The 13,724-nt window shown below is 65.9% G+C and carries 9 protein-coding genes; 3 read left to right on the plus strand and 6 right to left on the minus strand.

Translation table 11 applies throughout. From position 1 onward, the window contains the following. Positions 1-46 precede the first annotated feature (46 nt). Entirely contained in the window at positions 47-1,225 is a 1,179-nt protein-coding gene (locus F1609_RS17780) for a mandelate racemase/muconate lactonizing enzyme family protein (RefSeq protein WP_167077745.1), read from the plus strand. Between the two features lie 5 nt (positions 1,226-1,230). Continuing rightward, the gene (locus F1609_RS17785) at positions 1,231-2,085 is read left to right on the plus strand and encodes a hypothetical protein (protein WP_167077746.1); all 855 of its coding nucleotides are present in this window, start codon (positions 1,231-1,233) and stop codon (positions 2,083-2,085) included. 2 nt (positions 2,086-2,087) lie between these two features. Here the strand turns inward: F1609_RS17785 and F1609_RS17790 are convergent, their stop codons facing one another. The 5 genes from F1609_RS17790 to F1609_RS17810 form a co-directional block, all read right to left on the minus strand. Continuing rightward, positions 2,088-3,464: a phenylacetate--CoA ligase family protein gene (locus F1609_RS17790; RefSeq protein ID WP_167077747.1), complete on the minus strand. Its 1,377-nt coding sequence runs from the start codon at positions 3,462-3,464 to the stop codon at positions 2,088-2,090. Between the two features lie 29 nt (positions 3,465-3,493). After that, complete coding sequence (locus F1609_RS17795; protein WP_167077748.1) at positions 3,494-7,327, minus strand: autotransporter domain-containing protein; 3,834 nt, start codon at positions 7,325-7,327, stop codon at positions 3,494-3,496. A 255-nt stretch (positions 7,328-7,582) separates the two neighbouring features. Then, on the minus strand, positions 7,583-8,977 hold the full coding sequence (gene cls / locus F1609_RS17800) for a cardiolipin synthase (RefSeq protein WP_167077749.1): 1,395 nt from the start codon (positions 8,975-8,977) through the stop codon (positions 7,583-7,585). Beyond that, positions 8,974-11,070: a site-specific recombinase gene (locus F1609_RS17805; protein ID WP_167077750.1), complete on the minus strand. Its 2,097-nt coding sequence runs from the start codon at positions 11,068-11,070 to the stop codon at positions 8,974-8,976. The genes cls and F1609_RS17805 overlap by 4 nt, the downstream gene beginning before the upstream one ends. A 91-nt stretch (positions 11,071-11,161) precedes the next feature. Further along, complete coding sequence (locus F1609_RS17810; protein ID WP_167077751.1) at positions 11,162-11,884, minus strand: hypothetical protein; 723 nt, start codon at positions 11,882-11,884, stop codon at positions 11,162-11,164. 184 nt (positions 11,885-12,068) lie between these two features. Between F1609_RS17810 and F1609_RS17815 the strand changes: the two genes are divergently transcribed. Next, positions 12,069-12,905, plus strand: a complete 837-nt coding sequence (locus tag F1609_RS17815) for a branched-chain amino acid aminotransferase (protein WP_167077752.1) — start codon at positions 12,069-12,071, stop codon at positions 12,903-12,905. A gap of 49 nt (positions 12,906-12,954) precedes the next feature. Here the strand turns inward: F1609_RS17815 and F1609_RS17820 are convergent, their stop codons facing one another. Next, positions 12,955-13,536, minus strand: coding sequence for a DUF3617 domain-containing protein (locus F1609_RS17820; RefSeq protein WP_167077753.1), 582 nt, complete (start codon positions 13,534-13,536; stop codon positions 12,955-12,957). Positions 13,537-13,724: the final 188 nt, after the last annotated feature.

The following is a 13,724-nucleotide window of genomic DNA, read 5'->3' on the forward strand; positions in this document are numbered from 1 at the left end:
CCGCAGCCAATTTCCGCCCGCACGACTTCATCTACGGACTGGCTCAATGGCTGATATGTCTTCTGCAAGTGCGCGCGGCGCGCCGCTGACGATCGTGCGGGTGCAGGTGTGGAAGGTGCGCATTCCATACCTGGCGCCCATGCAGTCCTCGCGCGGGCGGCTGGAAGTGGGCGACAAGGTGCTGCTGCGCCTGACTGCGCGCGACGGCACGGTGGGCCTGGGCGAGGCCTCGATCATCTTTCCCGCGCGCGACGGCGAAAGCGCCGACTCCGTGTTTCGCCGCCTGGCCGAGGTCAGCGGGCCGCTGCTGCTGGGCCAGGACGGCGCGCGCATCGTCTCCCTGTTGCAGATGCTGTCCGGTCTGTCGTCGGAACGGTACGCCTTTCCCACCTCCCTGTGCGCGGTCGACCTGGCGCTGCACGACTTGAAGGCGCGCCACCTCGGCATTGCGGTGGCCGACCTGCTCGGCGGCGCCACGCGCGAGCGCTTTGCCCTCTCGCGCAGCATGGCCATGCCGGACGAACGCACGGCGCTGCGGTCGGCCTGCGCCCTGGTGGAGCAGGGATACCGCTTGCTGACCCTGAAAGGCAGCGCCGACTGGCGCCACGATATCCGCATGGCGCGCGCGGTGCAGCGCGCCGTGGGCGAGCAGGCGCGCCTCGAAATCGATCCCAACCAGGCCTGGCAGTGCAAGGCGGCGCTGGCGGTCGATGCCGCCTTGCGCGAATGCGACCTCGAATGCATCGAGCAGCCCTGCGCGTGGTGGGATATCGAAGCCATGCAACTGATCACGGAGCGTGCGCATGCACCCATCGCGGCCGATGAAAGCGTGCTCAGCGCGGCTGACGCGATGCGCGTGGTGCGCGCGCGCGCGGCCGACATCATCACCGTCAAGCTGGCCAAGTCGGGCGGCTTGCGCGCCTCGGCCGCCATTGTCGAGATCGCCTCGGCCGGCGGACTCCAGTGCAACCTGGGCTCGAAACACACCTTCGGGGTGGGCAGCGCGGCCCTGCTGCACTTTGCCGCCGCCCACCCCGCGGTGGGCGAGGTCGTCGGCTACGGCTCCGCGCGCGAGCGTTTCGCCGGCGACATCATCAACGAAACCATTGACATCAGCGATGGCCAGGCGCGCCTGCCGCCCGGCCCCGGCTTCGGCGTCACGCTCGACGAGGCGGCCGTGGCGCGCTTCTGCCTTGCCGGCGCCGACCTGGCGCTGGCCCGGTGACGCGGGTGCCGGCTTTCAGCGAGGATGCACGCCGCGCCCTGCTGCTGCAAGCCTTGCCGGAGATACTGCCGATGGCCTCGGCCTACCATAGCGGCTGGGTGGTGCTGCAACTGCTGGGCGTGATCAGCGGCCTGTCCAGCGAGCGCGCGCAGATCGTGCGCCACCTGCGCCAGCTGGCGCGCGCGCGGCCGCTCGCCTCGGTCTGCATCGCCGGCAGCGCCGATTGCGGCCTGCTGTCGGTGCTGCACGAGGCGCTCGGCGACGGCATCGCGGCGCTCGAGGTGCGCATCGCCGACCGCTCGCCGGTGCCGCTGGCGCTGTGCCGCCGCTACGCCGGGGCGATGGGCTTTGCGCTGACGCCGGAGCTGAGTGACCTGCGCCTGGCGGCGGATGCGGCCGCGCCGCGCGCCGACCTGGTGCTGGCCCATTCCCTGCTCAGTTTTATCGCTCCGGGCGAGCGCGCCGCGCTGTTCGGGCAGCTGGCGGCGCGGCTGGCGCCGTCCGGCAGTTTGCTGCTGTATCAGAGCGTGCGCGCGCAGCATGGCCCGGCGCCGCTGGCGTATGCGCCGGAGCAGGTCGAACGCATGGTCGGTGCCAGCCTGGCCGCCCAGCGCACGCCGGCGCTGCGCTTGGCGCTGCTGGGCGAGCCCGAGCTCGAACACATCGTGCGCGCCTTCTGCGCCGCCAAGGTCACCCACGCGGTCGCGTCAAGCGAGGAGCTGGCCGCCGCTGCCCGCGCCGCCGGCCTGGACCCGGTGCGCTGCGAACGCCTGTCGGCGCGCGCGCTGGAAGGGCACCGGCCCGCGACACCGGACAGCCGCTACGTCAAATGGATGGTGCAGGGCCGGCGGGCCGGCTGAACTCAGGGCGCTGGCGTCGCCACCAGCGAGACAAACTCTTCAAACTTGCCGCTCGCGCTGCGGCCGATACCGTCCACCCGCAGGGCGTCGACGCGCATGCCCGGCGGCAGGCGCTGCGCCACCTGTGCCGCCAGGCTCGCTTCTTCTTGCGGCGCCAGCGCGCTGCGGCTGACGTAGCGGACCTGCACCCGGCCGGGTGCGGTCTGGACCACCTGGCGCTGGACGATGCCGGTGGCGCCGCTGTCGCGAAAGCCGAAGGTGGGCCAGTAGCGCTTGCCATCGGGCGTCACCAGCATGTTGCGGGTGCGCCCCAGGATGCGCGTGAGCACCGGCAGGCCGCGCCCGCAGGGGCAGGGCGGGCCGGCTTCGGCCATGTCGCCCAGCTCGTAGCGGATCAGGGGCATGGCAAAATTGAGCAAACCGCTGACCACCACGCGTCCGCAGGCGCCCGGCGCGCATGCATTGCCATCGTCGTCGAGCACTTCGAGCAGCACGTTTTCGGACTGCACATGATAGTGGCCGCTGTGCGGGCAACGGATCGCCAGGTAGCCGAATTCCTCCGATGAATAGGTGTCGTTGACCGGCACGCCCCAGGCCTCGCGGCAGGCCTGGCGCACCTGCGCGTCGAGCGGTTCGCCGAAGGTGCGCACTTCGCGCAGGCTTGGGAGGCGCACGCCTTGCTCAAGCGCCAGGGTGGCCAGTTGCAGGGCCAGCGAGGGATAGGTCAGCAGGTAGCCCGGCGCGCGCTCAACCAGCCACGCCAGCTGGGCCTCGACATCGACGCTGACCGGGCACAGACAGGCTGGGCCGGTGTGGAACATGCGGGTCGCCATGCCCCAGTTGTCGGCCTCGGCGGCCTCGCCGCGCCGGATGATGCACAGCGTTTGCAGCAGGTCGCGCGCATGCCACGCATGGTCGAGCAGGGTCAGCGCTTCCCACACCAGCTGGTTGAGGTAGGTTTTGCGAAAGCGCACCGGCGTGCCGGTCGAGCCGGAACTGCCGCCGTCGGCCAGCGGCCCGTGTTCGGACGGCACGGCGCTGCTCTGAAGCTGGTCGAACTGCGCTTGCAGTTCCCGCCGGGACAAGCACGGCAGCCGTGCGAACTCGTCCGCGCGCACGGGCGCGCCCTCGCTCCATTGCGCCACCAGGCCGGGCGGCCAGTGTTCACGGTACCAGGGCACGCTGCGCGCGGCGTGGCGCACGATCTGCGCCAATTGGAGCGACTGGCGCGCCGCGATCTCGTGCGGGGCCAGCCATTGCTCGCTCTCCATCTGGTGCAACAGGGAGCAGACCAGGCCGCTCCGCATGTCCGGAACGGCCGGCCACGCGATGCCGGCCAGGCTGCTTTTCAAACGCCATGCGGGTGCGTCGGTCGGCATTGCTCTGTCTGGATCAGGCGCGGCGGCGTTCAGAACTGCTTGCGCAGCTTGAACGAGACGCTTTGCGCACGCAAGCCGCGATGGGCTTCGGCGTCGTAGCGCGCCGTCAGTTCGGTGTTGCCGTCGCGCAGCAGCGTCACGCCGGCGCCGGCGCGCGCGAACAGCGGCTTGGCATCGACCCCGTAGGTGGTGAAGGCCGGTCCGCCACCGGCAAACGCCGCCACCAGCGTGGTTTGCTCGGCAAGGAAATCATAGCCGAGCCCGAGGTTGCCGGAGAACGTCAATTGCTTCGATGGCGAATGATTGAACTTGGCGTCGGCGTACAGGGTGAACTGTTTGGCGCGCTGGCTGTTTACCATCAGGTTCAGGGCGCCGGCGCCGGTTTCGGCGTAGGCCTTGTTCTTGACGGTGGTGTAGTCCAGGCGCACTGATGGCGTCAGGCTGGTTTGCTCGCTGAGTGCCACGACGCGCGCAATGCCGCTGCCGGCATGCAGGCTGATGCCGCGGTAGTCGCTGCCGGCCATGCGCGTCAGGCCGCCGAAACTGATGAGCCTGCGTCCCTCGGTCTTGTTGGTGCCGGCATCGAGCTGCCAGTTGATGTCGGTATCGGCATCGAGGCTGTGGCTGCCGTAGGTCATCAGTTGCAGCAGGTCGATATCGGCCGACTGCGGGCTTACGCCGTTGCCGTCCAGATTGGTGCGGGCGTAGGTCAGCGCGACGCCGACCCGGTCGGCGCTGCCGACGCCGCCGTCCGCGCCGACGATCAGGCCACCGGTGTCGGCTTTATAGCCGGCCGTGCCATCGCGTTCGCTCTGGCGCGCCCAGGCCCCGAACGGCTTGGCCCATAAGTTGCGCTCGCTGTCGTAGCCGCCGCCGGCCGACAGGCCGCGCTTCGATTCGATGCGCGCTTGCACCACGCGGCCGGTCAGGTTCATGTTGTGGGCAACGGCGGAGGCCATGCCGCCGCCTGCCAGCGGCAGGGTCTGGCCGACGGCATCCGAGACTTCCTGCGCGGTCGACAGCTTGCCCAGCGCTGTGATGACCTGGCCCATGTCGCCGCCGGTACCGCTGGCGATCAGGCTGTCGAACACGCGCGCGGCGCCCCCGCCGGACGAGTTGCCGGTAGCGACGATGGCCGAGATGGCGGTATTGGCCGGCTGCGGCTGGATTGGCGGCAGCGTTGGCGTCGGCACCGGGGTCGGGACCGGCGTTGGCACTGGCACTGGAACCGGTACTGGCGTTGGCACTGGGACCGGCACCGGTGTCGGCACTGGAACCGGCGTCGGCACTGGAACCGGAACCGGCGTCGGAACCGGCACTGGCACTGGCGTTGGCACTGGGACCGGCACCGGCGTCGGCGGCGGGACCGGGACCGGGACCGGGACCGGCGTCGGCACTGGAACCGGCACCGGTGTCGGCACCGGCACCGGCGTCGGCACAGGAACAGGTGTGGGGACGGGTGTTGGTTCCGGCGTCGGCACCGGTGTCGGTGTCGGAACAGGTGTTGGTACCGGCACTGGTGTCGGTGTCGGGGTCGGGGTTGGCGTTGGCGTCGGCGTCGGCGTCGGCGTTGCCGAGGCGATTACCAGGTCGATGGCATTGCCGTTCTTGACGCCAGTCAGGTTGAACAGGAAGCTGTTGTCGGTAACGGGAATGATGGCCGCCGTTGTCAGCGTGTCGCCAGCCTTGATCACATTGGCAAGCACGGTGCCGTTGGCCAGCACCGGCGCGCCGCTGACATCGACATCGATGTTGCTGCTGGCGGACATGTCGACATTGCCTGTGACGTTCAGTTTGCCGTAAGTGGTGGCATTGGTCAGGCCGGTGCGAAAGATGCCGCCGACGGGCTGGAGATAGTCGCCGGTCAAGGTCACGGTATGGCCGGCGGCGACCGACAGGATTCCGCTGTTGCTCATGGTCGTCGCGCCGATGGCCAGCGCACTGCTTGAGCGCAGGGTGCTGCCGGCGCTGATATTCATCTGGCTCAAGCCGGAAAAATTGCCACCGGCGGTCATCGCCGCGCTGTTGAGCGTACCGGTGCCGATATTGACCACGCTGCCGGCGCCGCCGCTGACGGTGCCGGTCACGCTGGCGCTGGTGCCCAGGATATTCAAGGTATTGATGCCGAGCGCGAGCGCGCCAGTCAGGCTGCCCCGGTTAGTGACGATAAACGCGCTGCCGCTGTTGGTGAAGTTGAGCGAATTGGTGCCGCTGATGGCGCCGGTGCCGCTGTTCAGGATACCGCCGTCGAGAACGCTCGTGCCGGTGATTGCGATGCCGGTGTTGGTGCCGCTGATCGTGCCATCGTTGGTGATGCCTCCATGCACTTGCGCGTTGGGCACGGTGATGCCGATGTCGGTGGCGGTGATGGTGGCGCCGGCCTGGTTGACGATGCCGCCGGACACGATATTGGCGCCGCTGCCGATCCGGATGCCGCGCGGGGCGTCCAGCGCACCGGCGTTGACGATGCCGGTGGCCACGCTGGCGCCGGTGCCGTTGACATTGATGGCGTGGTTCTTGCTGGTGATGACGCCGTTTGCGGTATTGCTGACCGACCCCGCCGTGGCGCCGTTGGACAAGGTGATGCCATTGCCGTTACTACTGGTAATGACCGAGCTGTTGACGATCTGGCCAGTGACAGTGGAATTGTCGCTGATGAATATGCCGGCGCCGTCGATGCTGTTTCTGCCGCTCGACAGGGTGGTGGTGATGGTGCCGGCGTTATTGACGTTGCCGGTGATCGTGCTGCCATTGTAGGCGGCGATGCCGCCTTCGGCCCCGTCCATCAGGCCACGGTTGATGATGTCGCCGCTGATCTGCGACGCGCTCAGGTTGATCGAGCGATCGCCGTGGGTCTCGGCGCCGCTATCGTTCAGGATGCCGCCGCCGCTGATGGTGGCGCTGCTCAGGTCGATGGGGTGGCTGCCGGTCAGTTTGCCGGCATTGACGATGCCACTGGTGACCGTCGAAGCGGCGACGCCGATGATCGCGGTGCGGCCGCCGCTCATGATGCCGGTCGCGGTATTCTCGATCATGCCGACGGTCGAGCCGCTTCCCACCACCACCATGCTCGAATTGGCGCCGGCGATCGTGCCGCTGTTGCTGATTTTGCCGCTCACGGTGCTTCCCGCCAGTGCCAGCGCCGGGTTGCCGCCCTGGGTGTCGATGCTGCCGCTGTTGAGGATGTCGCCGGTGAGCGTGACGCTCGCCAGGGCGATGCCGCGCGCGTTTTGCCCTGGCGTCTTGCCGATGTGCCCCTGGTTGATAATGCTGGCGCCGAGCTGGGAATTGCTGATGTCGAGTGCGGCAAAACCGGCGGCCGCGTTGATGTTGCCGCCGGCGGCGTTGGTGATGCCGCCCTGCACAGTACTGTTGACGATGTGGATCGCGGTGCCGTTGGCGGCGCTGATCACGCCGGCCGGACCGTTGCTGATGGCACCGGTAACATTAGCGCCGTTCAGGCGTATGCCTTCCAGAGTCAGGCCGCCCAACACGACGGTGGACGCGATGGTGCCGGTATTGGTGATCCCGCCGCTGAGGGTGCCTTCGATGTTGAGCGCGACCGTGGCCGGGTTGATGGTGCCGGCATTGGTGATCGAGACGGCGCTGACGCCGCTGCCGAGCTGGACCCCATTGTTGGGGGTGTTTGCCAACGGCACGGTAATCACCCCGGTGGCGCTTACCGCGAGGCTCTCGCCGGCGCCGATGGTGCAGGTGCTATCGATGGTCGTGTTGTCCACCGTAATGATGCCGCCGCTGGCGGCCGGGCAAGGATTGCCGATTGCCGCCGCGTTGGCCATCATCAGGCAGGCGCCGGCCACCAGCACCGCCATTTGTTTTTTTTGAAAGGTGTAATTCGGCATGAGATCGATTCCCGGTCAGGTCCGCAACAGTTGTGGGAGGCGCCGGAAGAGAAGGTGCGCGCGCCGGATGAATCAAGGCATTGCTTGATCTATCTCAAGCCGCGCTGATCCCTATGTGTATGTATTGAATATAGAGAACAACGATTTTTGTGTAAATGCGTTTCGTTCGGAAGCAGACGGGAATCAAGTCCGAGAACAACACTTCAGCCACGGCCGGGATGACCCCCCGCAGCCGTGGTACCACATCGACAAGACTCAGATCCAGTATTCGGTCAGGCGCGCCGTCCATTCCTTGATGCGGTCGCTCCACGGCCGGTCGCGCCACTGTTCCAGGGTGATTTCCTTGGAATCGCGCATGTCTTCCGAAAACGCGCTTTCCATGTCGGCGCCGAAGCCGGCATCGAGCACCACCACGTTGAGCTCGTAGTTGTGCAGGAAACTGCGGCGGTCGATATTGGCCGAGCCGACCGTCGACCAGGTGCCGTCGATCACCGCCGTCTTGGCATGCAGGATCGCCACCTGCAACTGGTGGATCTTGACCCCGTTCTTGAGCAGTTCGTCGTAGAAGGCGCGGCCGGCGTGGAACACCAGGCCGTGATCGGTCACGCCCGGCAGCACCAGGCGCACGTCCACGCCGCGCCTGGCGGCCGCGCTCAGGGCGTCGACAAACTGGCGGTCCGGCACGAAATACGCGGCCGTGATGTGCACCGACTTCTTCGATTCCTGGATCGCCAGCATGAGCGACTTGTAGATCTCGGACTCGCGCTCGGGATCGGTGGCGAGCACGCGCACGATCTTGTCGCCGACCGGGGCCAGCGCCGGAAAGTACTCGCGCTCGGGCAATTCGCCGGCATCCTGGTTGACCCAGGCGTCGATGAAGTGATATTGCAGGGTCGCCACCGCCGGGCCTTCGATCTTGATGTGGGTGTCGCGCCAGCCGACTTTCTTGCTGTCGATCGTCGCGTCCGGCCGGCGCTTGGAGCGGAAGAAGGAACTGTTGGCGTAGGTGCTGCTGATGTTGATGCCGCCCGTAAACGCCACCTTGCCATCGACCACCATCAGCTTGCGGTGGTCGCGGTTGTTCAATTCCCACTTGCCGACCCGCGCCGCCGGATTGACCGGGTTGAAGGCGACCATGGCAATGCCGGCCTGCTGCATGCGCTCGAAGAATTCCTTGGGCGTGCCGAAGGTGCCGACGCTGTCGTACAGCACGTTGACGGTGACGCCCTGTTTTTGCTTGTCGATCAGGACGTTGGCGAACTGCAGGCCGATTTCATCCTGGTCGAAAATGTAGGTTTCCAGGTTGATCGAGGTTTTGGCGTTGCTGGCGGCCGCCATCATTTCGCGCATGGTGGCCGGGCCGTCGAACAGCAGGGTGACTTTGTTGCCCGCCACCAGCGGCACGCCCGTGGCGGCTTCTTCCAGCACCGCCAGCGCCTTCATGTCGGGGGTGGCCTTGGCCCAGCGCCGCGCCAGCAGGTCGGCGGCCTTTTTCTTGTCCATCCGGCCCTTGCCGGTGGCCACCGTCGGGGTCTTCTGCGCCACCGGCGTGTCGCCCACCCCGTCCATCGAGGGCAGGGAAGCGCAGGAGGCCAGACCGACCGCCAGGGCCAGCACGGCCAGCCAGGCAGCGACACGTGATTTCGTCATTTTGATCCCTTAAGTGGTACAGCGTCGGGCGACTCGGACGGCAAGTCCTTGGGTCCGATGAAAAAATCGATGGGGGCGGCCAGGAAACGCCGTCCGAGTGCTTTCAACAACAGGATACCGTGTTCAAAGTGAATCTTGCGCGCGCGAAGCGCAACCAACAGTGCCAAGCCGAAACTTACCACGAGATTGACCGTGCCGATCGATAAAAAACCGCCGATCGAGGTCAGCGCGACTTGCCAGCTCATCTGGTGGTCGAGCGCAACCAGCGCGGTGGCGAAGTTGGCCGACGAGAAGGTGACGTGGCGGATGTCGAGCGGCAGGCCGAACAGGAAGCCGAGGGTACCGATGGTGCCCAGCAGCACGCCGAAGTACAGATTGCCCATCAGGCTGCCGAGGTTGTTCTCGATGTACAGCGACAGGCGCAGCAAGCGCTCCGGCCCCAGCAAACGGCCCAGGCCGCGCAGCTGGTAGACGCGCTGCGCCATGCGCGTGTAAAGCGCCTTGTTGTCGAAATAACCAGAGATCAGGCCGGCCACGAACAGGCACACGCCTGCGATGGCGGCGTAGAACAGGGCCGGGCTGTGGATCGGATCGATGTCGTGCAGCAGGTGCGCGGCTTTCTCTTGTGTGACCAAGTGGCGCCCGGTGGCGTAGTGGTAGCCGGTGGCGATCAGCCAGGCGGTCGGAATCGCCGTGGCCAGGTTGCCGAGCACGGCGACGCACTGGGTGCGGAACACCTTGTTGATGAGCGCCGCCATGCTGTCGAGGTCGATGTTCCTGCCATCCTTGCTCGACAGGCCGGCGGCGATGCGCGAGGCGGTCATGGCCGGCTGCTTGGTGGCCACGGTGAAATGCAGCACGTGGATCAGCATGAAGCCGAGCGAGTAGTTCAGGCTGAACAAAAAGGCTTCAACTAGTGGCGCGGCGCGCAGGGTGCCGAGCAGGATCTTGAACAGCGCCATGAAGCCGACGATGAAACCGGCCCCGGCCGAGGAATTGAACATGCTGCGCAGCTGGACGCGGCTGTCGGCAATGTAGTGTTCGCCGGTGCGGCTGGCGTTTTCGGTCACATTGCGCGCCAGCAAGTCGATATTGTCGGCAAACAAGTCGCGGACGGTGTATTTGTTGTTGTGCGCTTCGACCAGTTCCTGCGCCAGGGCAATGCCGCCGGCGCGGCGCAGGCTGGTCGGCGGGGCATAGTCGGGCGTGGCGTCGTTGGCCAGGGTGGCCAGGTCGACCCCGGGGGCGGACGGCAAGTGACCGCTCACATCGACCAGGAACAGCAGTTTGCGCAGGCGGTCGATGCTTTGGGTCAGCGCCACCAGCAGGTAAGTGAGGGCCACGCTGGTGCCGTGGCTGAGCGCGTTCTTGCGGATCTTGGCGACCACGCTGTCGCACTGGTCGAGCATCACGAGCAGGTGGCGTGCGTCGTCGACGCTGGCCACGTCGCCGGCCAGCAGGCGCGCATAGCCGTCGAGGTAGTTGTTGACCTCGATGTTTTGCATCAGGAACGGCGAATCGAAGTTTTCGATGTCCGCATGGCTGCTGATCAGGCGCGGCTCGAAACCGAGCGCGCAGACGCGGCAGGAAATCGTGCGGATCGCTTCGAGCATGCCGAGCACGGTGGTGCGCTCGGCGTTGGCCGGGCTTGTGAACGGCGCGGGAGGGGCGTTCGAGACCACGTCGAACAGCTCCAGCCAGTCGGCGGCGGGCACGGTGCGGATCCAGCGGTAGTCGGTCTGGACGTACAGGACCTGGTCGATGGCGTCGCTCAGGTACACATCGCCCAGTGCGGGCGGCAGGAAGCGGTAGGAAATGCGGCGTTTCAGTTCGGTAAAGAAACCGTCGTTGGAGAGCACCCCGATGTCGGTGTACAGGCTGGCGTGGCGGCGGCTGTCGAGCAGGCGCGTGAGGTAGCTGCGCAGGGCCGAGGCTTGCTCGGGATTGCCCTTGAGTAGCTGGCACAGGGTGCGCACGCGCTCGGTGCTGGTGGCGATCTCGGCGCGGCGGCGCGGACGCAGTTTTTCCACCAGGTCGACCAGCACATCAATGCGGTCGCTATGGGGATCGATTCGTTCTAGGGTGGAAAGCATGAAATAGTGCCGGAGCAGCAGATACTAAAGACGTAGTGTACGTGGTGTTGCGCGGAAACTTTGTTCGCTAGCGAACAGACTGGCTACGCGGCTAGTTGGGACACAGCGTGTATTTCTTGCTACCCATGGGATCGGTGGCGGATGGATAGGTGACGCAATAGGTTCCCAGCGCGGTTTTGATCTTGTACATGCGCCCGCCTCTATCGCTATTGCCGGTTGTAATTTCCTCGATCTCGGCTTTTTCAAACAGGGTGGGGTTGCGCCGGGCCGACTGGATGCCGGCGATCAGGCGTTTTTGCGGCGAATCGTCGGGCACGGCGAACTTGTTGAGCGATGCCTTGCGCAACTCCTTGTCGATCTTGGCCAAGTCGGCCAGGGCGCGCTTGCGGATGGCGTCGGCGCCGCCGGCGGGTGCCGCAGGGGCCGGTTCGGTGGCGAACGGGTCGGGCGGCAGCAGCGCGATGGCCGGTGCCTCGCTCTCGGGCGTGGCGGGCACGGAAATCGCAGGGGCGGGCGGCGCCGGTGGCGTGGCGGGCGCATCGCGTCGCGTGCGCGCGGCCCGCACCGGTTCGCTGCTGGCGCTGGCCGCCGGTACGGGACGCGCTTGCGGCGCCGGCTCGCCCGCTTTGGGGGCAACGGTGTCGATCCACTGGATGCGCGGGCCACTGTCCTCGTCGCGCAGCGGGGCTTGTTCGCGCGTGTGGTGCCACGCCAGCAACAGGGCGGCGTGCAGGCCGATCACGATGCCGATGGTGAGCCAGCGGCCTGGCGGCCGGGAAAACGCGATGTCGGTGGAAGGGTGCAGCGTCGGCAAAATGAAATACCTTAGGTTAAATCTTGGGTTAAATATATGATTGCAGCATTTTCAATGCTAACAGGTATGGTCGGATTATTGCTGTGCTGCATTGGAGTCCGGCCTCTAACCGGCGTCGGCGGCGGCCGGACCTGTCGCGCAAGTTCGGTTAAACTTCCTGCACAACAATGACAAGGGAGCGATTATGTATCTGACTTATTTCAAGGGGCAATGGGCCGAAGGTAATGTGCCCTTGTTCGGGGCGATGGATCACAGCGTCTGGCTCGGCTCGTCCGTGTTCGATGGCGCGCGCGCCATCCGCGGCCAGTTGCCGGACCTGCGCCCGCACCTGGAACGGGTGATCCGTTCCGCCGAGCGGCTTGGCTTGCAGTGCCCGCTGACGGTCGACGAGATGGAAGCGCTGGTGCGCGAGGGTGTCGCCAAATTTCCGGCCGATGCCGAACTGTATGTGCGCCCGCTGGTGTTCGGCGCCGAGGGTTTCCTGGTGCCGGTGCCCGACAAGAGCGGCTTCGCCTTGACCCTGTTCGATGCGCCGATGCCGCCGTTCACCGGCTTTTCGGCCTGCCTGTCGACCCTGTGCCGGCCCGACGCGACCATGGCGCCGACCGATGCCAAGGCCTCGGCCCTGTACGCCAACACCACGCGCGCCATCCGCGAAGCGAGTGCGCGCGGTTTCGAGAACGCCGTGGTGGTCGACAGCGATGGCCACGTGGCCGAATTTGCGACATCGAACCTGTTCCTGGTCACGCCGGAAGGCAAGGTGGTGACGCCGGTGCCGAATGGCACGTTCCTGGCGGGAATTACGCGGGCACGGGTGATTGGTTTACTGGCCGAGGCCGGTGTAGCGGTGGAGGAGCGCAGCGTCCATCCGGAGGAGTTGCTGACGGCGCTGGAAATTTTTAATACTGGAAACTACGGCAAGGTCACGCCCTGCATCCGCTACGAGCAGCGCACGCTCGCCATCGGGCCGGTGGCGACCCTGGCGCGCGAGCGCTACCTGGCGTTCAGCGGCGCCGCTTAAGCGGCGGCAGGCGGGCGCTGCTTAAGCGGCGGCGCCCACAGCGTCGCGCTTACTTCTTGGCGGCCGCCGGCGGAATGTCGATCGGCTTGATGGTGCCGCAATCGGCGCCGAGCCATTTGCCTTTGGACTCGGTCGTCATGACTTCCTTCTTGCCGTTGGTCGTGGTGGTGGTCTTCATGACCGAGGTGTAATCGTTGCCCTGATACACGGTCTTGCCTTCACCGGACGACACCGGGTTGGCGCAGGCGAACGAGTAGGTCTGGGTGCCGCCCACGTTGGCGCCTTGCTTGTACTTGCAGTTGCCGTCATCGACGCCCATGTTGGCGCCGGCGTCGATCTGTTTCTGCGAGACGCAGTTCTTGACGGTGAAGCCGCCGTCGGCATTCATGGTCATTACCGGGCCGCCCGGCTTGTTCATGGCCTTTTCCATTTCCTTGCGCTGGGCCGCAGGCAGCTTGGTCATTTGCTTCTGCGCATCAATCATCGCCTTGTTGGTCGCCGGATCGGCGAAGGTGGTTTTGGCGGTGCTTTCCCACAGGCCTGGCTTCATGGTCTGGGCGAAGGCAGGCGTGATGGCCATTGCTGCTGCGGAAACGAGGGCGAGGGCGCTCAGGCGGAAACGTTGATTCATAGTTACTCCAAGTGTCAATCCGCTAGTTTAGCGCGAATCGTGCATTGGATGTTGTTATTTCAATATTGACGGATAAGTCTTTCCTGTCCGGTCTATCACACTGTTCATTATTCCCACATGTAACGCCGAGCTTGATAACAGTCAAGCCGCGCGTGTTTACGCATTGCTAACCTATCGGAGTTTTATCC

The organism is Massilia aquatica, from assembly GCF_011682045.1.
Taxonomy (GTDB): domain Bacteria; phylum Pseudomonadota; class Gammaproteobacteria; order Burkholderiales; family Burkholderiaceae_D; genus Telluria_A; species Telluria_A aquatica.